The sequence below is a fragment of the Nitrospira sp. KM1 genome (assembly GCF_011405515.1).
Taxonomy (GTDB): domain Bacteria; phylum Nitrospirota; class Nitrospiria; order Nitrospirales; family Nitrospiraceae; genus Nitrospira_C.
Genome location: NZ_AP022671.1, coordinates 2813739 through 2838509, shown reverse-complemented (window position 1 = coordinate 2838509; position 24771 = coordinate 2813739). Strand labels below are relative to the sequence as shown.

General features: G+C 56.5%; 28 protein-coding genes. 4 read left to right on the top strand and 24 right to left on the bottom strand.

All coding sequences use genetic code 11. From position 1 onward, the window contains the following. The first annotated feature begins 2 nt into the window (after nt 1-2). Nucleotides 3-293, top strand: a complete 291-nt coding sequence (locus tag W02_RS13300; RefSeq protein ID WP_173048479.1) for a hypothetical protein — start codon at nt 3-5, stop codon at nt 291-293. A 43-nt stretch (nt 294-336) separates the two neighbouring features. Here the strand turns inward: W02_RS13300 and W02_RS13295 are convergent, their stop codons facing one another. After that, nucleotides 337-777, bottom strand: coding sequence for a group 1 truncated hemoglobin (locus W02_RS13295; protein WP_232068540.1), 441 nt, complete (start codon nt 775-777; stop codon nt 337-339). 177 nt (nt 778-954) lie between these two features. On the opposite strand from W02_RS13295, the gene W02_RS13290 reads away from it, so the two are divergent. Together W02_RS13290 and W02_RS13285 are read left to right on the top strand one after the other, a co-directional pair. Next, nucleotides 955-1899 (top strand): LysR substrate-binding domain-containing protein, encoded by a 945-nt coding sequence (locus tag W02_RS13290; RefSeq protein WP_173048475.1) that lies wholly within the window; start codon nt 955-957, stop codon nt 1897-1899. Between the two features lie 148 nt (nt 1900-2047). Further along, nucleotides 2048-2581 carry a hypothetical protein gene (locus W02_RS13285; protein ID WP_173048473.1) on the top strand — a complete coding sequence of 178 codons (534 nt, stop codon included), beginning with the start codon at nt 2048-2050 and terminating at the stop codon, nt 2579-2581. Nucleotides 2582-2707: 126 nt separating this feature from the next. Here W02_RS13285 and W02_RS13280 read toward each other — a convergent pair whose 3' ends face one another. The 4 genes from W02_RS13280 to W02_RS13265 all read right to left on the bottom strand — a co-directional run bounded on the left by W02_RS13280 (nt 2708) and on the right by W02_RS13265 (nt 5369). Next, nucleotides 2708-3622, bottom strand: a complete 915-nt coding sequence (locus tag W02_RS13280; RefSeq protein WP_173048471.1) for a D-alanyl-D-alanine carboxypeptidase family protein — start codon at nt 3620-3622, stop codon at nt 2708-2710. Between the two features lie 18 nt (nt 3623-3640). Beyond that, nucleotides 3641-3802 carry a hypothetical protein gene (locus tag W02_RS13275; protein ID WP_173048469.1) on the bottom strand — a complete coding sequence of 54 codons (162 nt, stop codon included), beginning with the start codon at nt 3800-3802 and terminating at the stop codon, nt 3641-3643. 55 nt (nt 3803-3857) lie between these two features. Then, a complete protein-coding gene (locus W02_RS13270) occupies nt 3858-4058 on the bottom strand; it encodes a hypothetical protein (protein WP_173048467.1) in 201 nt (66 codons plus the stop codon). Between the two features lie 108 nt (nt 4059-4166). Then, nucleotides 4167-5369 carry a VCBS repeat-containing protein gene (locus tag W02_RS13265; RefSeq protein WP_173048465.1) on the bottom strand — a complete coding sequence of 401 codons (1203 nt, stop codon included), beginning with the start codon at nt 5367-5369 and terminating at the stop codon, nt 4167-4169. A 231-nt stretch (nt 5370-5600) separates the two neighbouring features. On the opposite strand from W02_RS13265, the gene W02_RS13260 reads away from it, so the two are divergent. After that, on the top strand, nt 5601-5921 hold the full coding sequence (locus W02_RS13260; protein WP_173048463.1) for a hypothetical protein: 321 nt from the start codon (nt 5601-5603) through the stop codon (nt 5919-5921). Between the two features lie 80 nt (nt 5922-6001). Here W02_RS13260 and W02_RS13255 read toward each other — a convergent pair whose 3' ends face one another. The 19 genes from W02_RS13255 to W02_RS13165 form a co-directional block, all read right to left on the bottom strand. After that, nucleotides 6002-7003, bottom strand: a complete 1002-nt coding sequence (locus W02_RS13255) for a PCP reductase family protein (protein WP_173048461.1) — start codon at nt 7001-7003, stop codon at nt 6002-6004. A gap of 7 nt (nt 7004-7010) precedes the next feature. Next, complete coding sequence (locus W02_RS13250) at nt 7011-7289, bottom strand: HU family DNA-binding protein (RefSeq protein ID WP_173048459.1); 279 nt, start codon at nt 7287-7289, stop codon at nt 7011-7013. A gap of 50 nt (nt 7290-7339) precedes the next feature. Beyond that, complete coding sequence (gene sppA, locus W02_RS13245; RefSeq protein ID WP_232068539.1) at nt 7340-8287, bottom strand: signal peptide peptidase SppA; 948 nt, start codon at nt 8285-8287, stop codon at nt 7340-7342. Between the two features lie 2 nt (nt 8288-8289). After that, on the bottom strand, nt 8290-10008 hold the full coding sequence (locus W02_RS13240) for a 30S ribosomal protein S1 (RefSeq protein WP_173048457.1): 1719 nt from the start codon (nt 10006-10008) through the stop codon (nt 8290-8292). Between the two features lie 56 nt (nt 10009-10064). Further along, complete coding sequence (locus W02_RS13235) at nt 10065-10718, bottom strand: 1-acyl-sn-glycerol-3-phosphate acyltransferase (protein WP_173048455.1); 654 nt, start codon at nt 10716-10718, stop codon at nt 10065-10067. Then, nucleotides 10715-11374 carry a (d)CMP kinase gene (gene cmk, locus W02_RS13230; RefSeq protein WP_173048453.1) on the bottom strand — a complete coding sequence of 220 codons (660 nt, stop codon included), beginning with the start codon at nt 11372-11374 and terminating at the stop codon, nt 10715-10717. Before cmk ends, W02_RS13235 begins: the two co-directional genes overlap by 4 nt. A 47-nt stretch (nt 11375-11421) precedes the next feature. After that, nucleotides 11422-12744, bottom strand: coding sequence for a 3-phosphoshikimate 1-carboxyvinyltransferase (gene aroA / locus W02_RS13225; protein ID WP_173048451.1), 1323 nt, complete (start codon nt 12742-12744; stop codon nt 11422-11424). 4 nt (nt 12745-12748) lie between these two features. Next, nucleotides 12749-13639, bottom strand: coding sequence for a prephenate dehydrogenase/arogenate dehydrogenase family protein (locus W02_RS13220; RefSeq protein ID WP_173048449.1), 891 nt, complete (start codon nt 13637-13639; stop codon nt 12749-12751). 56 nt (nt 13640-13695) lie between these two features. Next, nucleotides 13696-14709, bottom strand: coding sequence for a 3-deoxy-7-phosphoheptulonate synthase (gene aroF / locus W02_RS13215; protein ID WP_173048447.1), 1014 nt, complete (start codon nt 14707-14709; stop codon nt 13696-13698). A gap of 18 nt (nt 14710-14727) precedes the next feature. Next, nucleotides 14728-15810 carry a histidinol-phosphate transaminase gene (hisC, locus tag W02_RS13210; protein ID WP_173048445.1) on the bottom strand — a complete coding sequence of 361 codons (1083 nt, stop codon included), beginning with the start codon at nt 15808-15810 and terminating at the stop codon, nt 14728-14730. 5 nt (nt 15811-15815) lie between these two features. Beyond that, nucleotides 15816-16892 carry a prephenate dehydratase gene (gene pheA, locus W02_RS13205; RefSeq protein ID WP_173048443.1) on the bottom strand — a complete coding sequence of 359 codons (1077 nt, stop codon included), beginning with the start codon at nt 16890-16892 and terminating at the stop codon, nt 15816-15818. Between the two features lie 174 nt (nt 16893-17066). Further along, the gene (ruvB, locus tag W02_RS13200) at nt 17067-18071 is read right to left on the bottom strand and encodes a Holliday junction branch migration DNA helicase RuvB (protein ID WP_173048441.1); all 1005 of its coding nucleotides are present in this window, start codon (nt 18069-18071) and stop codon (nt 17067-17069) included. A 22-nt stretch (nt 18072-18093) separates the two neighbouring features. Then, nucleotides 18094-18588: a hypothetical protein gene (locus W02_RS13195; RefSeq protein ID WP_173048439.1), complete on the bottom strand. Its 495-nt coding sequence runs from the start codon at nt 18586-18588 to the stop codon at nt 18094-18096. 2 nt (nt 18589-18590) lie between these two features. Beyond that, a complete protein-coding gene (gene ruvA, locus W02_RS13190) occupies nt 18591-19199 on the bottom strand; it encodes a Holliday junction branch migration protein RuvA (RefSeq protein WP_173048437.1) in 609 nt (202 codons plus the stop codon). A gap of 36 nt (nt 19200-19235) precedes the next feature. Then, nucleotides 19236-19994: a YebC/PmpR family DNA-binding transcriptional regulator gene (locus W02_RS13185; protein ID WP_173048435.1), complete on the bottom strand. Its 759-nt coding sequence runs from the start codon at nt 19992-19994 to the stop codon at nt 19236-19238. A gap of 123 nt (nt 19995-20117) precedes the next feature. Further along, nucleotides 20118-20915, bottom strand: coding sequence for a hypothetical protein (locus tag W02_RS13180; protein ID WP_173048433.1), 798 nt, complete (start codon nt 20913-20915; stop codon nt 20118-20120). A gap of 70 nt (nt 20916-20985) precedes the next feature. Then, a complete protein-coding gene (locus W02_RS13175; RefSeq protein ID WP_173048431.1) occupies nt 20986-21738 on the bottom strand; it encodes a PCP reductase family protein in 753 nt (250 codons plus the stop codon). Between the two features lie 22 nt (nt 21739-21760). Beyond that, on the bottom strand, nt 21761-22681 hold the full coding sequence (locus tag W02_RS13170) for a P-loop NTPase (protein WP_173048429.1): 921 nt from the start codon (nt 22679-22681) through the stop codon (nt 21761-21763). 136 nt (nt 22682-22817) lie between these two features. Further along, the gene (locus tag W02_RS13165) at nt 22818-24662 is read right to left on the bottom strand and encodes a GTP-binding protein (RefSeq protein WP_173048426.1); all 1845 of its coding nucleotides are present in this window, start codon (nt 24660-24662) and stop codon (nt 22818-22820) included. Nucleotides 24663-24771: the final 109 nt, after the last annotated feature.

Below are 24771 nucleotides of genomic sequence, written 5' to 3'. Positions count from 1 at the left end.
CGATGAACCGAGAAACGATTACAGATTTGTGGGAAGCACATAAGGAAGAAACCTGGCCACAGCTGCCAAGCGAGCATGAAGGTCCCCTGATGACCTTGGACACGGTCATTGGAGGATGCGTCGTGTATTATCTCGACAGTTCCGACGGGCTCGACGAGCAGCGGCGAGGGATCATTGGCGATTGCCTGCTCGATCTGGAATCTCTCGAGCCGGACCTTGATGAAGAAAGTCGTCCATACTTCCGGCGCCTACGGGAACTGGGAACCCTGCTGCTGATTGCCGCGCCAGGCTGATGCACGGGAGCCGTAGAGGAAAGCTCCCGTGCCCTGCGAAGCCCTACGGAACTTCGACGATATCCTTTTTCATGGGCCCGAGCAGCCCGAGCAGTTCCTGTTGTTCACGCTGCGGCACCTTATGCTGGGTGAGGGCGCCGGTGAGATCTTCGACTAATGCCGCAAAGTCAGCGTTCGCAATGCGCATGCCGGCATGCGTCGTCTTCATATCACGACCTTTGTATGAACAGGGTCCACCTGCGGCCGAGCAAATTTGATCCACGAGATGAGCCTTTAATTGAGGAATGTCGGTCGTCGCGAATCTACCGCTGATCCTCGCGTCCGCCGCAACATTGCTGACGAATTGATTGACCACCGAGGTGATGGCCGGTTTTCCTCCCAACCGTTCATACAGTGATTTCCCTGCCGGCTGAGCTTCCGCATACGCAGTCACTGCCCCCGCCAGCACGATTGCCACGACCCCCAACCCACACAGTTTGCTCATTTGCATCCTCCTTCTTGCGGCCTTGATGCCTTGCCGCCTCAATGAAATAGCACTCCCGCGCCGGTGGACGTTCCGAACGCGCTCTATTTGACGCCTCATGCTACCGATGCTAGGATCAATAGATCCAATATATTGTTTCTATACAATATATAGCTATAAATTATATATGCTCTGAATATGGAACTACGCCATCTTCGATACTTTTTGGAGGTTGCGCGGGCGGGAAATTTCACTCGGGCGGCGGACTCACTGCACCTCTCTCAGCCGTCGTTATCGGTCCAGATACGCGCGCTCGAAGATGAGCTGGGCATGAAGGTGTTCGACCGGCTCGGCCGCTCGGTGCTCTTAACGCAGGCGGGCGCACTATTCAAGGAGCACGCCGAACGGGCGCTCAGGGAAATCGAGCATGGCGTGCAGCTCGTCAGCGACCTGCATGGAGCCCGGCGTGGCCGTCTGGTCGTCGGCACGCTTGCGACGGTCAATTCCTATCTGATTCCCCCGCTGGTCTCTCATTTTAAGCAACGATTTCCCGCGATCCACCTGCAAGTCCATTCTCAGCCCTCGGCTGACATTGTCGAAGGGCTTATCGCGAACCGCCTTGATCTCGGGATCTGCCTGTTGCCGGTGTCCCAGGCTCAGCTTGCGACTATTCCACTGTTTGACGAACGGTTGGTGCTTGTCGGCCCGCCTCAGCACAAAGTGAAGCCGTCGCGTATGCGCATGCGGGAGATGGCAGGTCTTCCACTGGTCTTAATGCCCGCCGATTATTGTTTGCGAAGGATGATCGAGGGCGAATGTGGAAAAGCGCGCATCACGACACAGGTGGTGCTGGAGATGACGTCACCGGAGGGCATACTTGAAGCGGTAGCCGAGGGAGCAGGCTTTACCATTCTTCCCGAGTTGTATGTCCGCCATCGGTCCTCGCACAAAGCGCTTCGGGTGATCGATCTTTACGACCCCATTCCTTCACATGCCGTCGGTTTGGTCCACCGAGTCCGCCGTCATCAACATCTTGCGGCAAGGGAATTCGGTTTACTGTGCCGGTCCACGATGAATAGTTTGCTCGCAGTGAGGTCCTCGCGGGCCGCTCGAGACAGGGTCGGCGACCCATCCGGGCGTTGATGCGAACCAGTCAACGACTGGTGTTCCGCCGTGTGCTTCCTTGCAACTTCGCCAACCCTTCGCTACAATACACCCTCAGTGTCCCACCATTCGGCACGCCTGCTTTCATACCGGCGCGGAATCAGGGATTATGTTGGAGGAGGAATGAATGAAGGTGATGTTGCGAGCGGCCTTGTCGATCTGCGTGTCGCTCACCCTGGCTGGCATCTTTATATCGACAGGACTGGCTGAGCCCTATGAGCTCAGCAAGAACGATGTGATGGATCCCAAGGGTATCAAGAGCCCAGATGTCTCCTTGTTCGGTGTTAAACTAGGCGACAGTGAGGCGAAGGTCCTCGATGTGCTGGTGAATGAAAAAATCCCAGGGATAAAGGTCGAACAAGAAGCGCTCTTCGTCTTTCTGCTCGATCAGCGCAAACCAACCGGCCCGATGGCCGGTGTCCGTGTGCAGGACGGCAAGGTCGATCTGATCTTTGTGAATAATCGGTTCGCTTACAAGACGCGGGGAATTTTTAGGAACGTGCTAAACAGCGAGAGTCCCGAAGACGTGCGGAAGCTTCTCGGCCAAGAAGAATACGGGGATGAAAATGTCATGGGGGCGGTCCTTGCGTACGATAAACAAGGTTTTGTCATCAACTATCTTGGGAAGGACGTAAACATCGAGTTTTCTCCACTCCGATAGCTCCTCACACGCACTCTCTCGCTAGTCTTCCTGATCCCCGTACTCGGGTGTAAGTTCTGAAATATAGGGCCAGAATGTCCCGATGGCTCGTTTGAAGGAACCGAGTGGGGGCCGGACGCGGACGAATTATCGGATGGTATCGGACGTCCGTAACCCGTAGTTGATGAGGCTGACGGCGGTGTTCCAGCGACGGTTTGAGTTCAGAATAACGAGCAGCAGTTCGCTGCCGTTCTGAGATACTTTGGCAATGAGACAACGTCCGGCTTTGGACGTAAACCCTGTCTTGACTCCTTCGACGCCAGGAATCCGACCCAATAGCCGGTTGGTATTGTGCAACACATATGCACGGCTACCGTTCACAGGCACAATGATCGCTCGTTCTTCCCGCACGAGTTGACGGAACGTGGGTTGACCGAGGGCAATCACGCTCAGCCGCGCGAGATCCTCTGCCGTAGAATAGTGATCGGGATGATCGAAGCCGCAGGCATTGCTGAAATGTGTATCGCGCAATCCCAATTCTTCGGCTTTCGCATTCATCAGCGTGACGAATTGAGCTTCATCGCCGCCCACATGCTCGACCGCCGCGAGACAGGCGTCGTTGGCCGACATGATCAGCATGCCCTTCAAGAGGTCATCGAGTCTGAATACTTGTCCCGGCTTAAGCCGCAGATGCGTTTTATGGGCACGCGAAGCGGTGGGGCTCACAGTGACCAGATCTTCCAATTGTCCTTTCTCGAGGATGACGAGAGCGGACATGATCTTCGTCAGACTGGCGGGAGACAGGCGTTTTTCGGATTCATGCTGATACAACACGCGCCCGCTCGCGAGATCCTTCATGAAAATGCTGTGAGCCGGGGCGCGTCTCCAGGGTAAAGAGCCGTTGTTGCTCTTGACCATCTGGACCCGGTGCGACCCTCCCGAAGTCCGCTTGGCATATCCTTCTCCCGGGGTGGCAGCGATCAGGGCGCCAAGAACCATTGTCACCAGGCACCATTTTCCGATGATCGGGGATCGAGTCTTCGAGATCTTAGAGAATGTCATTCACGCATTCCAACAGGATCAGAGGGTGAACGATTCGCGGACTTTCTGTCCTCGGAATCCGCTGTCGATGACCTTGTGAAAAAATCGGAGTAGGTCCGCCAAATCGATCCAGAAACCGCAGTTCAAGCAGCGCGCATACAGACGGCGGTTCATCAGGGTGTAATGACGCTCGACCATCATGAATCCTTTGCACTTGAGACAATGCATGCCTAGAAGCCGCCGAAACGTTCTCCTGTCATCGAATCCGGTTCATGACGAGTGCGAGGCATCCGGCTAGAAGTCCGCCGCCGAAGATGGTCGTCCCAAATGACACATAGGGACTCGTTCCTGCGGCCGGATGAGCTCCGTCCAGTAGATCTCTCACTCCACCTTGCACCATCAAGACCGACAACGTAAGGAGCGTGCCGATGCTAAACCACCAAACGAACGATCTCACAGACCCCCGCCGCACAGCGGCATGCGATGGATAGTGCCTCTCCCGGCAATCTAGCCGAGGGGTTTTGGACTGTCAAGCAGACACCCCTTTCGCTCACACCCGCCCGAGTTACCCATTGCCGTCCGAAGGAGGCGGCTTCGATGGCGAAATGGATTTGAGTCCGCGATGCAGAAAAATCGACACGGACCCGTCTCCGTTGTCCGCAATGGCAAGCCCAGGCTCGTCGACCTCCTTTGTCGTCACGCGGTATGTCGCCACGGCAAAAGGACCGGGTTTCGTCCGGTAATTCCTGGGCGGATATTCAAACGTCCCATCTCCGCGGCCAAACAGGATTGACAGGTCGCTGGACTGGAGGTTCACGATGGCCACATCGGTGCGTCGATCGCCATTGAAATCCCTGGCGAGTCCGAAGTTCGGCCCGGCATCGGCTCCGGAATCACGACCAGCCTGGAACGTCCCGTTCCCGTTTCCCAGAAACGTCGAAAAACTATCCCGCTCCCCATTGATTACGAGCAGATCGCGGATCTGATCATTGTTAAAATCCCCAAAGCTCACTCCCAGTGGTCTTTTGCCGGACCGATAGTCGGTAGGAGTTTTGAAGGTGCCGTCTCCGTTGCCCAACCAGATGGACACGGCGTTCGACATGGGACCGCCGTTTGTCACGACCAGATCGATCACGCCGTCCGCATTCAAATCGGAGAGGGCCACGGAGGTGGGAGTATCTCCGTATTCATATTGCACCCCATGCTTGAATTCTCCATTGCCCAGACCGATGAACACTTTGATTTTGTCGTTCCGAAGCGCCACCACGAGATCGGCAATATGGTCCCCGTTCAGATCGTCGCTGGCAATTGCGATCGGCGTACGGTGAACGGGATATTGCGGTCCTTCTTCAAATTTTCCATCTGGCCGGCCGAACATCACGGCAACCTGGTCACCTCCGGAGCATGCCAAAGCAATATCCGGATACGTATCTCCATTGAACGACCCTGTGGCTAGGGAGCGAGGCTCTTGACACACGTGCAATTGAACCTGGTCCCGGAATGTTCCATCACCGTTGCCGATCAGGATAGAAAGCGTATTGCTGGCGATATTAGTCGTGACAAGATCTGTGATCCCGTCGAGGTTGATGTCGAACGGGGTGATTGTGGTCGGATTCTTTCCGACTTTATAACTGGCAAAGTAATACAACGGGTCTGGCGGCACGTATGGATCCTGCTTCGAACAGGCGATCGCCAGAACGAACACCACTCCCAGAGAGATGGAGCAGCAAGACACGGCAAGACACTGAAGATCCCGTCGCAGCCTCACCGAACGGCCTCGTGAGAGGATGCGGTCACGGCGGACAAGCGAATGCACTGGCAGCGTGATGGTGGCATGGTGAGAAGGTGTCAGTATACCGATCCCGTCTTTCCTGTAGCAATGCGGTGGATCCGATCTTGGAGCGACGACGGACCGTAGTCACTCGAGCGCGTGCTGACGAAGGCTTTGAAAATTGGATTGAATCTGGGTTAGACTAGCACCTTTCGCAAGGAGGCATCCATGGGTAAAACCGTTAAGATTGATATTACGATGTATGGAATCGCCGAGGTTCTGCATTGGTGTCATGACCGGAACAAAGGTCGTATTCCTGGTGTGGACACTGCGGGATTCGAGAAGATGAAGGCATTTCTCGCCGAAAAGCCTCAGTCGGGTGATTATTTTACACTCGACCAATTTTGGAAGAAGAAGGTGTCGCTGGAGTTAACCGAAGAAGAAGTTGAGCTCATTGACCGATGCCTGTACGACATTCCGAACTTCGACAACGAACCGCTTCCCCAGATCCGTCATAAATTCTGGCCTCAGCAGGCGGCCACACATTAGCCTCTCGCCCAACTACCTGGGCTATTCCACCACCTCATGACACATCGAACCGTAGCCGGACCTGAACAGTTCGGCTCGGTTTACAGAGCGCCTTCCCCTTTAAGGTAACGCCGGAACCGATCCATCAGGTCCGCTCCCAGGGTTCCTCCCTCGGGCTTCTTGGTATTCGGATCGGCAAAGTGTCCGCGTATCTCTTCCAGACGCTTTTCCGCCTGATCGTTGCCCTGCAGTCGCTTCGTCTTTTTCAGAGCGGTATCAAACGCATCGAAGGTGAGATCCTGATAGCCGAACGAACGAATTCGTTTGACCGCCTTCATCATCGCTTGATTCCGAAAGGTGGTGAGATGCTCGGAGTCAATTTCTTTGAGCCCTAATTTGCGTGCCCGGCGTTCGGCGGCCTTACGGATGCCGCTCCGGACGAAATCCGGGGAGGTCTGAAGACGTTTCCAGGCCTCATCAGACCATAGGACACGCTCCTGGGGAGCCTCCCACAATTCAATGAGCGCGTGTTCGTCAATTTCTGTCAGGCCTTTTTCCCGCGCCAGATCTTCCGTATCGCGCTTCAGCATGTCAGTGACAAACTCCACCGCGATCGGCGGAGACTGTTTGAGCTTCTCCTGCAGTTGCGCGACAGCTCCACGTGTCCATGGCAGTGGGGAGACCGACTCTTCCCGAATGTCGCCCATGGCTTCTACCCGTTCGAAGAGATCGATGTTTACTTCCATATGACCGCCTTTTTTTGCAATCTCCTCAGCGATCTGCTGGATCATTCCCCGCATGAATTCCGGTACGCTCTGCAGTCGCGCCTTTGCGGCGGCGGTCCATGGCAAGTGCCCGGCAGCCATTTGAGCGGCGGCATCGGCCATGCCGGCTTCTCCCCCCATTCCGCCCATCATTTGGCTCTTGAACCGGTCAAGCGTTTCCTCTGTAATTTCCGCGTAGCCCAATTCTCTGGCCTTTTTCTCCGCCAACCTGCGCACCATTCCCCTGAGGAAGATTGGCGCCCGTTCCATACGTTTCAAGGCGCCCTCGGTCCACCTGACATCGGTGGCCGCTGCGTAGTCGGAATCTGATTCAGTCATAACATTCCTACTGGTTGAGAAGTTCTTTGAGTTCCTTGCCGGCTTTGAAGAATGGAACCTTTTTGGCCGGAACGGCGACGGTCGCTCCCGTCTTTGGATTCCGCCCCTCCTTCATGCGGCGAGACCGGAGTCGAAAGCTTCCGAACCCACGAATCTCTGTTTTGTCTCCGTTTTTCAACGAATCTCTGACGCAGTCAAAAATCGTATTCACGACGATTTCCGCCTGGCGCTTCGTCAGCGTCGTAACCTGCTCGGAAACGCGTTCGATGATCTGGGCCTTCGTCATATGCGATTCCCCTTTCGCTGCCGGGCGTGGACTGCCTGCCACGCCGATAATTAGAACGCCATGAGATACTTCAGGCTCACCCCAGCATGAAAATCGACTTTCGGGAAAATATCCGCAAACCGCGAATCGATGAGTTCTCTGAACGAGAACCGGCGGCGAGGTTCGACCACTTTCGGCTCGCCTTCAATGCCCGCCAGATCCGCCGCCAACTGAATGGCATCGTCCAGATTGCCCAATTCATCGACGAGTTTCGCATCCTTGGCCTGTCTACCCGTAAAAATCCGGCCATCCGCCAGCGCCTGCACTGCGGTGACCTCCAACGCGCGACCGGCGGCGACGGCATCGATGAATTGTTTATGCACGTCATCCATGACGGATTGGAGCAGCGCGTGCTCCTCATCGCTCATCTTCCGAAGCGGAGAACCGACGTCTTTGAATTTCCCGCTTTTCACGACAATGCCCTCCACGCCGATCTTTTTCAAGAGCCCTTCGATGTTCGCAGTTTCCATGATCACACCGATGCTCCCGGTCAACGTTCCGGGATTGGCGATGATCCGGTCGGTGGCCGCCGCGATATAATATCCTCCTGACGCCGCCACCGTTCCCATCGAGGCGATCACGGCCTTGTTGTTCTTGCTGCGCACCCGTTGGACCGCGTCGAAGATCTCCTGCGACGGCACGACCCCTCCGCCGGGACTGTCGATGCGTAAGACAATCGCTTTGATGGATGGATTCTCTCCGAACCGCCTCAATTCCGTCACAGTCGATTGCGAGTCGAGAATGACGCCTTCGACCCTAATTAACGCTACGCGATCCTCGGTTGAAAGGTCCAGGTCCGGGAACAGGACATTGACGAGGATGAGCACGATCATTCCAATGCCCACCAGCCACAGTACCTTTCGGAAAAGTGAGCGCTTCACCGGTTTGTCTTGGACAGCCTCTGCCATGTTGAGTGATCCGACAAGCAGCGTGCCATCACGCTGCTTGTCGCCTCTCACGTCTACCGTTCGTCGTCTTCGGCGGCAGCGCGTTTACGACTCTGCTTTGCCGCACGCCCCAAGCTTTGATCCGGAGCACCCTGCGCGGCGTGATATTCGTCCACATGGCGCCGCTCAGAGTCCAGCTGATGGTCGCGCAGACTCAACGCGATTTTCCGCTCCTCACGATCGACTTTGATGATCTTGGCCGTGACTTCGTCCTGGAGTTTGAACTTGTCTTCCAGCTTGACGCTTGAGTCCAGACCCGCTTCGCTGATGTGGATCAGTCCTTCCACGCCGCCGTCTAACTCGACGAAGATTCCAAAGTCTGCCACCTTGCTGACTTTGCCGCTCGTGGAGTCTCCAACCCGATACCGGCCGGGGATCTCGTCGTCCCAAGGATCACGCGACAACTGCTTGTATCCGAGAGACAGCCGCTCCTTCTCTTTGTCGATCCGTAACACAACGGCTTCGACTTTCTGGGCTTTTTTAAACAACTCGGACGGGTGCTTGATGTGCTTCGTCCATGACATGTCGGAAATGTGGATCAATCCGTCGATGCCCTCGTCCAAGCCAATGAACGCACCGAAATCAGTCAGGCTCTTGACCTTGCCTTCGATACGGGTGCCGATCGGATATTTTCCCTCGACCATATCCCATGGGTTTGGCGCTGTCTGCTTCATCCCGAGTGAAATCTTGCGGCTGGCGGGATCCACATTCAGCACCGCCGCTTCGACCTGGTCGCCGATTGCCACCACCCGCGATGGATGCCGCACCTCATGCGTCCAGGACATTTCCGAGACGTGCACGAGCCCTTCGACGCCCGGCTCGAGTTCTACAAAGGCTCCATAGTCGGTGAGGCTCACGACCTTTCCGCGCACGCGCGTGCCGATGGGATACTTGCCGGCGACGTTGGTCCACGGATCTGCGGACTTTTGCTTCAGCCCCAGGGAAATGCGGCCGGTCTCCCGGTCATACTTGAGCACGCTGACTTCCACGCGGTCGCCGACGTTGAACATCTCCGACGGATGCCCCACGCGTCCCCACGACATGTCGGTGATGTGGAGCAGCCCGTCAATGCCGCCGAGATCGATGAAGGCTCCGTAGTCCGTGATGTTCTTGACCGTACCCTGGATGAGTTGACCTTCTTTTAATGTCGCCAGCGTGGTCTGCCGCTTCTTATCTCTCGTCTCTTCGAGCAGCACCCTGCGGGACACCACGACATTCCCGCGACGATGATTGATCTTGATGATCTTCATCGGAAACGTGCGACCGACGAGACCGTCCAAGTCACGCACCGGGTGCAGATCGATCTGTGAACCCGGCAGAAATGCCTTCACCCCAATGTCCACCATCATGCCGCCCTTGATGCGCGACACGACTTTGCCGTCGATGCTTTTCTCGTCCTTGTACAGTTTTTCCAATTCTTCCCAGATCTTCATCTTGTCGGCTTTTTCTTTGGAAAGAATCAGGTTGCCGTCGGCGTCTTCGCACTCTTCAATATAGACCTGTAGCCGGTCGCCGATCTTGATGTTCTGGAGCTCCTCGCTCGCGAATTGGTCGCTGGGAATCATGCCCTCCGACTTGTAGCCGATGTCGACCACAACTTTATCCTTCGTCAGAGCCACGACGCGGCCCTCCGTGATGGTACCCTCCTGCAAATTCTTGAAGGTTTCCTCATAGAGGGCGGCCAGGGCATCGCGATCCAATTGCTGCTCGTTGGTGTTCGAAACCGTGCTCATGGGTTCATCCTACTCTTCCGACCGTGTCGGGTGCTGAATATGGACTGCACCGGAACTCACTCAGCGTTGCGAAATCCGGCTTGCCGTTGATGATTCGGCGATTCAACCTGACCGAGGGCGGCGACATGCTCCATCACCGTCCGGCTGACTTCCTGATAGAATGTCTTCATCTCACCGTCTGCGGCGGGCGGAGAAAACTGTAACGACTCGCCGAAAATGACGGTGACGGGATGCAGCCTGGGCCGTGTGGCTCCGGCTGGCAGCACATCATAGGTACCTTTCAGATACGCCGGTACGACGGGACAGCCGGTTTGCGCGACAATCATCCCCAAACCGTGTTTTCCCTCCCGCAGCCGTCCGTCCAGCGTCCGTCCCCCTTCTGGGAAAATCACGACGACCTTTCCCTTTCGGATAAGGTCGATCGCCGTATCGAACGCCTTACGATCCAGACGTCCCAGCTTCAACGGGATCCAACCCAGCCACTGGAGGATCGGCTTGAGCACCGGAACGAACAAATCGCTTCGCCCGAGATACCACGCGCGCCGCGTCATCCCGCAGCCGAGCAGCGGAATGTCAAAATAGCTCGCATGGTTGGCCGCGATCAAGAGACCTCCGCGACGCGGCACGATTCCAACGACGCGATACCGAAAACAGATCCAGGCGACGAGCCGGACCAGAATCCATAACAGACCGTATAGAACTGCACTCACAACTTGGCCGTCACCACCGCCATCATGTGTTCCACAACTTCTGCAGCAGACATGGCCGATGTATCGATATGGTGCGCGTCATCAGCCGGAACGAGCGGAGCCACGGCACGAGAACGATCCCTTCCATCGCGCGTGCTGATGTCCAACGCCGTTTGTTCAATCTGTCTCGAATGACCGGCAGCCACAAGTTCGCGGTGCCGACGATCGGCCCGCACCATGGGATCCGCCTCTAGAAAAAACTTGACCTCGGCCTCGGGAAATATGTGCGTGCCCATATCACGACCCTCGGCCACGACCGAACCCTGAAGCCCGATTTCCCGCTGAAGGGGAAACAGCCATGCACGTACGGCAGGAATGGCCGACACGACCGATGCAGCGGCCGAGACCTCCGGAGTCCGCAATTCGTTCGAAATATCCTGTCTATTCACCTCTACGACCGCCGTTCCATTCTCGAATCGCATTTGGACGGACAGGCCGGGAAGAATCGCCGACACAGCATCGGCATCCGCGGGATCGATACGATTCCGGATGACGGCCCAGGCCACCGCCCGATACAGACTTCCCGTATCCAAGTACAGAAACCGGAGTTTGGATGCGAGCAGCTTCGCGACCGTACTCTTGCCGACCCCCGCGGGTCCATCAATCGCGACGATCATCGGGCGCAAATCCTTTCCAACCCCCGCAACGTCATCACCTCACCCCTTTACGGGTTCCCCGAGGTGAGGTTCAACAAGGTCTGATGGAACTCGGGAAATGATGTCTCAATACATTCGGTTTCTTCAATGACCGTCTCGGTACTGGCCGTCAACGCGCCGATTGCAAGCGACATGGCCACCCGATGGTCGCCATGACTTCGGCAGCGGGAGCCGAGCAGTCGGCCATGTTCCGAAGCGCCTCCGCGTCCGTTAATCGTCAGCCCGTCCGGCGTCTCCGATATGTCAGCCCCCATCGCCCGTAGTTCGTTCGCCATCGTCGCGATCCGGTCACTCTCCTTGAATCGTAATTCTTCCGCCCCGGAAACCGTCGTACGTCCTTCGGCCACGGCGGCCGCCACGCATAGGACGGGAAATTCATCAATTGTTTGGGGGATCACATCCGGTTCGATGGTAACGCCACGCAGTCTAGCCGACTTCACGCGGATGTCAGCAATCGGTTCTCCGCCTGCCTCGCGCGGATTGAGGAGCTGAATATCTGCCCCCATCCTGTTCAGGATATCCAACAGACCGGTGCGGGTCGGATTGACTCCTACGCCTTGGATGGTGACATCCGATCCGGGAATGACCGTGGCCCCCACGACAAAAAATGCCGCGGCGGAAAGATCGCCGGGAACGGTCATCGACGGCGCCGCCGGCCATCCGACCGATGGCCTGCCTTCCAATGTGAGCGTCAATCCCTGACGGGTGAACGGGAGTTGATAGAACTGAAACATCCGCTCCGTGTGGTCACGGGACAGCTGCGGCTCCGTAATGCGCGTCGTGCCCTTGGCGAATAGCCCCGCCAGTAATAATGACGACTTGACCTGTGCGCTGGCGACCGGTGACGCATAGGTAATCGCGTGCAGGGTGGTCCCAGTCACGGCGAGGGGGGCGAGTTCGCCGCCCTTTCGCCCGGCGATCGTCGCACCCATTTCACGCAGTGGTTTGACGATCCGTCCCATCGGCCGCCGACGAATCGAGACATCTCCCGTCAGCATCGAGAAAAAATCCTGACCGGCCAGCAGGCCCGTCAACAGTCGAATCCCCGTACCGGAATTTCCGCAATCGATAATGTCACTCGGCTCGCATAATCCCCAGAGTCCCTTTCCATGCACGATCAATTCGTCTGGAGACTCCTCGATTTTCACCCCGAGTGATCGCATCGCCCGCATAGTGTCGAGACAGTCCTGCCCTCGGCAGTAGCGCACGATCCGCCCTACTCCCTCGGCTAGAGCGGTCAGAATAATGGCCCGGTGCGTAATAGATTTGTCGCCGGGGACGGTGATCGTGCCTCGCAGCGGTCGGCCGGGCGTGATGGTCATGAATGCCATAGAATTACGATCTCGTTGCCGGACGAGCCGGAAATTTGTCCCGTTCCTGCTTGGCGCGCTCCAATTCCTTTTCGATGCCGGATGCGTCACCGGTCCGGATCAGACCTTTCAATCTGCCCAACGCCTGTTCATATGACTCGATGAACCGCACGAGATTGTCCCGGTTCCAAAGGAAAATATCCCGCCACATCTCCGGCGAGCTGGCGGCGATTCTGGTGGTATCCCTCAACCCTCCACCCGAATGGCCAACCAGATCGAGCGCGGGCAGCTGGCCCCGAATGTCGATCAGGGCATTGATCAGGGCAAAGGCCGCGACGTGGGGGAGGTGGCTCACCGCGCCGAGTATTTGATCGTGCATGTGCGGATCCATCGTCAAAACCACCGACCCTGTGGCCTCCCATATTTCACGCACCCGTTCGAGTGCCTCCTGAGTCGTATGCCTGGTCGGCGTCAGAATGCACCGGGCCCCCATAAAAAGGTCTTCGGAACCGGCGGCGGCGCCCGTTTTTTCCTTCCCGGCGATCGGATGAGCGCCGACGAAATGCACGCCGGGGGGCATGGCCTTCTCCGACTGTTCAACCAATGCCCCCTTTACGCTCCCGACGTCGGTCACGATGGCGCCGGGTTTCAACCGCGAGGCCCATTCCTTCAAATGGCGGTCGTAGGTATCGACCGGCGTAGCGAGGACGACAAGGTCCGCGTCTTGGATCGCCTCAGCCGGATCGACAACGTATCGGTCGATGGCCCCGACCTCGATCGCGGTTTTGAGGTTGTCGAGCCGGCGTCCCACGCCGACAACCTTGGCCGCCAGACCTCTGCGGCGAAGGATCATTCCGAGCGATCCGCCGATCAATCCAACCCCAACGATCGCAGCCTGTGTAAAACGAGGGGCCATCGGTCAGCAGCCGGAGGAGACCGCAGAAAACAGCACGTTCATTCGCATGACTGTCATTACAAATCCCGCCCTACGGCCACCGCGATCTTTCTCATGTCCTGCATGAGCTCCTTGAATTTCGTGGGCTTAATCGATTCTTCTCCGTCACACAGCGCACATTCGGGATTGGAATGCACTTCGATCAAGATTCCATCAGCTCCGGCGGCCACTGCGGCTTTGGACATGGGGGCCACGAGATTCCATCTGCCCGTTGCATGGCTGGGATCGACAATGACCGGAAGATGGGACAACTCTTTCAAGGTCGGAATCGCAGCGAGATCGAGCGTGTTGCGATATTGGGTTTCGAAGGTTCTGATTCCCCGTTCGCACAGCATGACGTTCCGATTCCCGCGTGACATGATGTATTCGGCCGACAGCAGAAATTCTTTGATCGTCGCGGACAGGCCTCGTTTGAGCAGCACAGGTTTGTCGTACGCGCCCACTTCTTTCAGCAATTCGAAATTCTGCATGTTGCGCGCACCGATTTGGATAATGTCGGCCTTCTCCAGGAACAACTCGATGTCGCGGGTGTCCAGAATTTCACTCACGACGGGCAACCCCGTTTGCTTGCGCGCCTCGATCAAATAGTCCAACCCCTCACGGCCCAGCCCCTGAAACGAATACGGCGAGGTCCGAGGCTTATACGCTCCTCCTCTCAAGATGCTGGCACCGGCCGCCTTCACTTCGTGGGCGATGCCGACCGTCAGTTCGAGCCGCTCGACAGCGCACGGCCCCGCCATGATGGCCAACTTGTGTCCGCCGATCTTGACGCTGCCGACGTCGATGACGGTCCCGTCTTTCTTAAACTCGCGGCTGACCAGTTTCCATGGAGCGAGGATCGGCAGTACACTTTCGACGCCCGGCAAGGCCGTGAGCGGTTGATTCTGCAGAATCCGATCGTCGCCGATGACGCCGATGATCGTCCGTTCCTGGCCGGTGGACAGCTGGGACTTCAGGCCGAGCTCGCGGAGCCGATCAACGATATGGTCGACTTCACGTTCCGATGCATCCGGTCTCAACACGATAATCATGGCTTCCTCACCTGTGGTTCAATCTGTCCGAAGTACGCGGACCAGAGCGGCTAGAAATGCCTCATTCTCATTTGCCTGCCCGACCGTGACCCGTATCATCTGACCCTCGATGTGACGAATGATCACACCCTGACGTAACAAGGCATTGAAGACCTGTCGGCCGTCCCGACCGATATCGACATAGATAAAGTTGGCTTCACTCGGAATCGGAGATAATCCAAGCGCCCGCAACCCCGTGACCATCTGCTCCATGCCGGTCGCATTCATCACCCGACTTTTCGAGACATGCTCGTCATCATTCAACGCCGCCAACGCGGCGCGCTGTGCCAGACTATTGGCATTGAACGGAGGCCGAATCCGGTTCAGGTAATTAGTGATTTCGGGCGTCGTCACACCATATCCGATGCGCAGCCCCGCCAGACCGTAGATCTTCGAAAACGTTCTGAGCACAATGACATGGCGCCCCTCCTTCACATAGGCCAGCGAGTCGGGAAACTCCGCGCTCCGGACATACTCGATATAGGCTTCATCGAACACCACCAGCACATGTTCAGGCACCAGTGCCATGAATCGGGCCACCTCGTCCGCCGATACCATGGTGCCGGTTGGATTATTTGGGTTGCAGACGAACAGCAGCCGCGTCCTCGGAGTAATCGCGCGTACCATAGCCGCCAGATCATGACGCCATTGCTTCAGTGGAACCGCGATGGTCCTGCCATGAGCGGCCGTCACTTCCATTTTATAGATGACAAACGTATGGTCCGCCATGACCGCTTCATCGCCAGGGGTGAGGAACGTCCTGGCCAACAGGCCGAGAATTTCATCGGAGCCGTTCCCGAGAATGATGTGGTCCGAGGTGACCTTCCAACGATCGGCCAAGGCTTCACGGAGTCGAAATGCTCCGCCATCGGGATACCGGTGCAAGGTGGCCGCTCCGTCGCCAAGCGCAGCCAACGCCTTAGGGGACGGCCCGATCGGATTCTCATTGGAGGCCAGCTTGACAACTTGCGTCAGGCCGAGTTCTCGCTGCAGTTCCTCAACAGGTTTGCCAGGGATGTACGGATGTAACGAGGCGATGTCGGGATGGACGTGCAGTGTCATAATGCTTAGGTGTGGGCCGGATATGACCCCAGGACTTTCATGAACAGACACCGGCCGGTAATTTCCTCAACGGCCTTCTTGACGCGCTCTTCTTCGATGTGTCCTTCGACATCGACGAAGAAGATGTATTCCCAGGCCTTTCGCCTGGAGGGCCGCGACTCGATCTTCGTCATACTCAGCCCGTGCGAGGCAAACGGCCGAAGCAGGTCATATAACGCTCCGACTTTGTCCTTGATTGATAGCATGAGCGAGGTCTTGTCCTTCCCGGTGCGTTGCGGAGGCTTCTGCGATAAAACGAGAAAGCGGGTCATATTGTTGAGGTTGTCTTCGATGCGGGACTTGAGGATCTTCAATCCGTACAATTGTGCGGCCAATTCGGATGCAATGGCGGCAATCGACGGGTCGTCCAGACACATTTCTGCTGCGCGCGCCGTACTCGCGACTTCCGAGACCGGGACCAGCGGCATGTTGGCCTCTAGCCAATTGCGGCATTGGGCAATCGCGTGCGGATGCGAGCAAATCTTTTTGACGGCCTCGGCCACGCCGGAACTCGACAGCAGATGGTGAGACACCTCCTGCAAGACCTCACCATAAATCAATAGATTTGAATCGATAAACATATCAAGCGTGTGATTGACCACTCCTTCGGTCGTATTTTCGATCGGGACAACGCCGAAGTTGGCTCTGCCTCGTTCCACTTCGCTGAACACATCCCGGATGCTGTTGACCGGCACGTACTGAGCCGATGACCCGAATTTCTGCATGCATGCCATGTGGGTGAACGTGGCCCGGGGTCCGAGGTAGGCCACCTTTTGCGGCCCCTCGAGCGAGAGCGAGGCTGACATGATCTCCCGGTAGACGGGCCTGATGGCGTCGGTGGGAAAAGGACCGGGATTCTTGGCGATTAACCGATCAAAGATGGCAGCTTCCCGTGCAGGAGTGTGTAGATTAGCTCCTGCATCCTGTTGCTTTTTGAGCTTGCCGATCTCGATGACACTCTGTGAACGAATATTGAGGAGACGCAGGATCTCATCATCTATTCGATCGATCTCTTTCCGGTGTTCGGAAAGGTCCTCGGACATGCACTGACCCCCTCCACCCGTGCCTCATGAGTTGGACGGGACGTCCAGAGGCGGAACGGGTGTGAGTAAGTGTGGAATGATACAGGAATGATTCCGTGGAAAGCAAGGAGTCCCAACAGTTTCGGGAGCTTGCGCATCACACGCCGATCGCCGCATGAGGTGAAACGTGGTGGCTTAATACAGCCGATTTGTGGGTTTCTTGAAGTGGTCGAGGGTTTCTCTGGTTACCTGGCGTCCCCGCCCGGTGCGTTCCAGATAACCGGCTTGGATGAGGTAGGGCTCATGGACGTCCTCGATCGTGCTCTTATCCTCCTGGACCGCCGCTGCAAGGGACTCGACGCCCACTGGACCGCCCCCGAACTTCTCGATGATGGTCAGGAGAATCTTGCGGTCCATTTCATCGAACCCGGCGCTATCGATTCCCAGCCACGATAAGGCGTCCTGAGCGACGACCTTTGTAATACGCCCTTCCGCTTTGACTTGCGCATAGTCTCTTACGCGTTTGACCAGGCGATTGACGATCCTTGGTGTTCCACGCGCCCGTCGGGAGATCTCCTCGGCGCCAGCCGCATCGACCGAAATGCCAAGCAGTCCGGCCGAACGGGTTACGATGGTTTGAAGCTCATCGGAGGTATAGAATTCAAGTCGATGAACCAGGCCGAACCGATCGCGTAATGGTGACGTCAACGCCCCCGCTCTTGTCGTCGCACCGACCAAGGTGAACCGTGGAAGATCCAACTTGACGGTTCTGGCCGCCGGCCCCTGACCGACCACTAAGTCGAGCTGATAGTCCTCCATGGCGGGATACAACGCCTCTTCAACCGATGCGGGAAGACGGTGAATTTCATCGATGAAGAGCACATCACGCTCTTGAAGATTGGTCAGAATTGCCGCGAGATCCCCCGCATGGGCCAGCACCAATCCGGACGTCGCCCGCAGCGTTCCACCCATTTCACGGGCGATGATATGCGCAATCGTCGTTTTCCCGAGTCCAGGAGGGCCATAGAAGATTGTATGATCGAGTGTTTCGCCTCGCTGCTTAGCCGCATCGATGCAAATCCGAAGGGAATCCTTCATGCGGGACTGTCCGACATAGTCCTGAAGGGTTTGTGGACGAAGGATGTTCTCTGTGCTCCGTTCGTCGTCACTTAGCTGCGGGCTGACTGTTCGTGGGGTCATCGTCATTCGGGTGATCGAGATCCTACTTATTCTCCGGAGCAGGCAGATATCTTGGAGGAGGAGGCAGTGCTCCCTGGCCAGGCACGGCGGTACTGCCGCAGTCAGGAGGGCAAGTCTTGCCTCCCTTCATCGGGTCAGGAAGCTCGCTTCCCATCTTTTCCAACTGACATTGACTCATCCTGCCTCCGTCGCGGTTTCCACAGCGTACCGGAACTGAAGACCCGCCCATTTCACGATAGCCTTCAGGGCAGGACCCGCAGACCGACAGTACATTAGAACCGAGGGGCACGCATTGGACCAATGTGGGATCCCCATCTTTGCAGATCGTCGGGGCATCCGTGACGCCAACCGTTGCATAACCTTCCGGGCACGTTCCGCACGTTTTCCGAATGCTCTTGGGTTCTGCCGGTGACTCATCCGCCATAACCGAGGCGGGCAATATTGGGACGACGGCGCCGATGCCAATACCCACTGTCAACGTCCATCGAAGCAGCTGATTCCCAAAGCCGATGCACATCCTTACCTCCTCGCGAGTTCTTTCAATGTCTCGCGGATCATCTCCTGTAAACTCGCCGCTCCCGGATTCAGGTGTTTCGCTCTCTTCATCGCTTCCTTGGCATCTTGTGCCCGGTAGCCAAGGTTGGTCAGGGCAGAGAGGGCATCTTCGGCGGTGCGGTCCTGCCCGTCTTGCCGCCCCTCGTCCTGGATATCCGATCCCGAGCGTAACTTGCTCATTTTATCTTTGAGTTCAAGAACGATGCGTCCAGCCGATTTCTTTCCAATTCCGGGAATGCTTTCGAGGGTGTCCACATCGGCATTTTGGATCGCGGCAATCAGATCCGATACCGGAAGAGCGGAGAGAATGCCCAGAGATGTCTTGGGACCAATACCCGACACGGTCGTCAACAAGAGGAAGGATTCCTTCTCCAATTGCGTCATGAATCCGAAGAGCTGGAAGGCGTCCTCACGCACATGCGTATGAACGCTCAACGTCACGGTGTCGCCCTGGTTAGGAAGGGAATAATAGGTACTGAGGGGAATGAAGACTTCGTATCCGACGCCGTGGACATCCAGCGCCAGGTGCGTCGGCGCCTTAGAGGCCAATCGGCCTGTCAGGAGGGCGATCATGCAATCGTGTCGGACTGGGGCTGAAAGAAAGAAGACCTACCCGGCCGCCGCGGCGGCGACTTTTTCCATCACCTCGTCCGAAATATCAAAATTCGCATGGGTCTTTTGGACATCGTCATGCTCATCCATGATTTCCATGAGCTTGAGCATTTGCTCGGCGTCTTTTTCTTCCAGCCTGACGGTATTTTGCGGGATGAACGTGATCTCGGCCAACGAGGTATCGATCTTGGCATCTGCGAGAGCTTTCTTTACACTGTCGAACGCCTGAGTCTCCGTGACAACCTCAAATGTCTTCTCACCGACCTTGACGTCCTCGGCGCCGGCGTCAAGCGCAAGGGTCAACAAATCGTCCTCCTTGATCTTTTCCTTCTCGATCGTCACCAGCCCCTTCTTTTGAAACTGCCAGGCCACTGCCCCGGCTTCTGCCATATTTCCATGATTTTTTGTAAAGAGACTGCGGATTTCGGCTACCGTTCGGTTGCGGTTGTCGCTGGTAATTTCGAGCAATAACGCGGTGCCTCCTGGCCCATAACCTTCAAGTGTAAATTCTTCGTAGGAAACACCGGGAAGCTCTCCCGTCCCACGCTGAATCGCCTTCTTCATGGTATCGCCCGGCATGTTGGCTTCTTTTGCCTTGGCGATCGCCAAACGCAGACGTGGATTTCCGTCAGGATCGCCCCCAGAACGGGCCGCAATCGTCAACTCACGGATAATTCTCGTGAAAATTTTCCCACGCTTAGCATCCTGAGCAGACTTATGTCGTTTGATCGTTGCCCAGTGACTATGTCCACCCATTTGGTCACTCCGATGCCAGATAGCGGCTCGTCCGCCAAATTCAGATAAGTCCTAACTTTGTACCACTAACATAGCGCTTCGCGGGGTGTCAATTACAGGCGGAGCGAATCCCGGCCGTGAGGTTTATTCAGAATAGATAAGCAGTTGCATGCCGATCAAAAGAATCAGCCCGGCCCAGAGGATTTCCCATCTGGAACCTCCGGTCTTCAATGCACCGGACTGCCAGCCGGAATACAGCTTCGATGAGCCGGCACTGATCGCGAGGGCACCCATGATGGCATGATGCGCGGCAATCAAGTCGGCGGACGGATGGATGCCATGTGAATGGCCGAAGAGCATGAATCCTCCGACGATGGCCATGGTCGGCAGTGGAATGGCCCATGCCACATGCTCGACACAGCCGGTGCGGCGGAGAAATTCGACGCCACCGACGAGAAGGGCAAGGACGCCATAGGCCTTGTGCTGAAGAATCTCTTGATCATGTCCGAAAAACGTCTGCGTGAAGCTCATGGAGCCCACCGGCCAGGCTTCGTGGTCGCTCCAGATGAGCAGAAACAGACCCATCCCGGTCATGGCCGTTGGCAAAAGCAGCTTGGTCCAACGAATGTACGGCAGTCGAAGCGCATGGCCGAGTTCAGTCAAGGCCATCAGAATGACAAACCATCCCGCGATATGGTGATTGCGCTCCGAATAGGCAATGCCTTCGGACGAACCCTCCCAACCATTCAGAGATCCGCCATGACCATGATGGGTCAGACCCGCTGCATCAGCCTCGAGGGTGGACGAATGCGGGAGCGATCCGTGCTGGGCATGGGACGGAAACACAAAAAATATTCCGGTCACGTGGCTGACCGCCAGCGATGCCACGACAAGCAACGCGGCGAGAAGTCCGGGGCGTACCAGAAGACGATCGATGTGCATCTGACAAGGGAAGGGCCCATTCGGTGTCCCGAATGGGCCCAGAGCTTTCAATCGTTGCAGTGGTGGTTCGCTACATAAATTTCATGAACTTGTCCTTGGCGTCATCCATGACCTGAGCCGTAATCGCGGCCACCCCGCGCTCTTTGGCCAGCCGCTCGATTTCTTTCCGCGCCATTGGCCGGATGAAGTCAGGGATGTTGTCCAACCGCTGCTCGGCTTCTTTGGTCCAAGACATCCCGTTCGGAGAATCGTTTTTCGAATCATCCATGACTTGGAGCGTGATGGTCGAATATCCGTGCTTCTGGGCATACGACTCAACGCTGCTCTGCACCATCGGTTTAACGAATACGGGGAGTTTGTCCAGCTTCTCTTTTGCATCCGCTGTCCACGTGAATTCAGACTTTTGGGCTCCGCCGTTCGCAGGCTTTCCGGACGAGGTCAATCCCATTTCCGCCACCATTGCGGAAAATGGACAGCCGCTGGAGGATTTTTCACCGGCCTTGGTCGATGACATGGCCGGTGCGGCAGCCGGTTGCCCGCCCTGGATTTTTTCGTTCAGATAAGCTGCCATTTGCCCGGAGCCGGCCAACGCTTCGTCCTTTAACGTCCCTCTGGTCATCTCAAAAGGTTCCGCGCTCACGGTCCTCCCTCCCAGTTTCACGCCGAGGGAACTGACCATTTGAGTCTCGCCGGGGTTGGTCACCATCGAAAACTTGGCCCCGCAGGAGGGACATCCGAAAAACACACCGAGCGAACCTTCTCCCGGTTTTTCAACTTTTTCAAAGTTCATGTACGTTTCGCAGTTCAGACATACAAATTTCATGGCAACTCCTCTTGGATGCGCGTCACAATTTTTCGGCGAGGACTTTCTTGTAGTCCAGCAATGTTCGTATGCGACCGGCAATGTCCTGATACCGCTGAATGGTCGGATACGTCTCATCCAACAACGGCTCACCCTTATCAAAGGTCCGAGCCAATTTCCGGTCGAAGGGGACGCGGCCGAGCAAAGGAAGGTCCAACACCTCGCACATGGCTTCGGTATTACCCTCGAATAATTCGTTTTGCTCGCCACAGGATGGACATCGATATTCACTCATGTTTTCCACAATACCCAGTACCTTGATGCCCATGTCGCGGGCATACGTCACCGACTTCTGAACGACATCAGAGGCAACCTCGGAAGGCGTGGTCACCACGATTGCACCGGCAAGATCGGGAATAAACCCGGCCATCACGGGCGGCTTATCGGCGGCCGCACCCGGCGGGAGGTCGGCGAGAAGATAATCGAGTTCACCCCAGGCCACGTCTGCAAGAAACTCCCGAATGACGTTCATTTCCATCAGCCCGAGCCAGACGGGACTGACATCCATAGGACCTTTCCACCGTACGGGCGATGCAGCCCCTAAAAAGAAATCCATCGACGCGACTTTGACTCCGAGCGGACCGATCGGAGGGACCGCTCCTTGCGGTGTCATCGTCAAGGACTGCCCATGAAGGCCTAACATTCTGGGAACACATGGTCCGTTGAGGTCGACGTCGAGCAATCCAACACGGGCATGTTGTCTGGCAAACGCAAGGGCAAGGTTCACGGTCGTCATACTTTTCCCGACGCCGCCTTTTCCACTCATGACGACCAGTTTGTGCCGGATACCGGCCATCCGGACTTGGACCTGCTGCATCTGCTCGGTGATCTGCTGAACGACTTTGGCATCGTCTGAATACCTCAGCTTGCCCAAAATCGTCTTTAAATCTTTCTCAGGAGCCATGAAGAGAGGGCCTCATATTGCGCAGCGAACTAGTGGAGAAGGTACGCTAACATAAGGATTTCCGAGGAGTCAAACCACCGGAAGAGGATGTCCACAGGCGACATTGTTGTTTGAAAATGCATACCGGCCAGCAACATCAAATCGAATATTGAAACGTGGGTTTTGCTCCAATCGCGTGCGCGAGGACACCCCGACGTTTCAGTTCATCCACGATCCGCTCCGTGGAATCGTCGAAATCCGTCGGTCCGGCCAGCACGATATCTGTATCGGGCGGAACCTCTTCCGGTGTCTTACTCATATGGACGGCAATGACCGGAGCCGGGTGCACCAGCGTCCGTATCGCCTGAACCGCCTCCGTATAGCCCATCCCAAACGGATTGGTGGTTGAGACGACGATCAGACCTGTATCAATCAACAATCTGGCGACTTCGCCATAGCGCCGCGCCATTTCAGTCGTGTGATTCCGCTCAGCTGACGACAAATCGGCATCGAGTCCGCGGCGGAGATTTTCTCCGTCCAAAAGATACGCATGACGTCCATCGGCGACCAGCCGAGCTTCGAGTTTCTTCGCAAGAAACGATTTTCCGGCATGCCGCCCGCCCGTAACCAGCACGATGGCCGCGCGGTGACCATATTGCTGCGCACGCGCTTCGTTACCTACTTCACCTTTGACCCACGCGAAGTCGCGTCGACGCGCCTCCTCGCGGAGAAGTTCCTGGTCGTCATGAACCATTTCGGTCACGATGCCGCCGCCGGAAATGTCATAGTCGTCGACCAAGACGAATCGACCCGTCGATTCGAACGACGATGAGAGATCGAACGCGACCGGGGCCTTTGTCCTCAGGGTCAATTCCGCGACCTGATTTCTTGCAACGGACGTGCTGTCTTGTTGCTGGTCCAATTGCATCGTGTCGATGATTCGGTGAATGGCTGCCACTTCGCAGTCGACTTCCTTGGTTGCCACCCGCAGCAGATAGGTGCGTCCCTTCTCCAACGGGCGACGTCCGAGCCAGAAAAGATTCGCGCGGAACGCCGTCGAGACGAGCGGCAATTCGTCTTGGTGAGTCGCCACTTCTCCTCGTTCCACAAAAATCTGCTCGTCGAGCGTGATCCCGACTGATTGCCCCGCCTCGGCGCCGGTTGGGGCCGGCTCGATATTGAAGGCTTCGACCGATCGGATGTTGGCACGCTTGTTTGAAGGAGAAAATACCAGGTGGTCGCCGATCTTCAGTCGTCCCGCCGTGATGCGGCCGGTGATGATGCGACGGGCATCGAATTTGTAGACGTCCTGTATCGGAAACCGTAACGCTTGCTCGGTTCGGGCGGTCTCCTTCTTAAACAGGCTGAGCGTCTCCAACACCGTGGGACCCTGATACCACGCCATGGCCTGGCTACGATTCGCGATGTTGTCACCCAACTTCGCGCTGACGGGGATGACCGTTTCCGGGGTCGCCCCGAACTGGCTCAAAAACTCCCGATACTCCTTTTCGATTCCATCGAAGACATCCTGGCGATAACCCACAAGGTCCATTTTATTGACGACGACCGCGAACTGACGCACGCCCAGCAGCGATAAAAGATAGCCGTGCTTTTTGGATTGTTCCTTCACGCCTTCCAAGGCATCGATCAGAAGGAGAGCGGCCTCGGCCCTGGCCGCTCCGGAAATCATATTTTTCAAGAATTCCTTATGACCCGGTGCATCAATAATAATGTACTGGCGGCCTTTCCATATGAAAAAGGTTCTGGCCGTGTCGATGGTGATGCCCTGCTCCTGTTCTTCCAGAAAGGCATCGAAGAGAAACGCGTACTCGAATTCCTTCCCTTGCTGCCGGCAGATGGCCTGCACTTTTTCCAGTTTGCCGTCCGGTAACGATCCCGTATCGGCATAGAGACGTCCGAGCAGAGTGGATTTACCGTGGTCGACGTGGCCGACGATGACGATGTTGAGATGTTCGGACGGCTTGGTCGGTGCACTCGTCATGGTACTGGAGCTCCTCTACAAATGATCTCGGTCACCGTTCAGTCAGCCTGTGAAGGGAATATAGAGAGAACCCGTGTCGTCTCATTACCAACGGAGTTGCCCTCAGTGC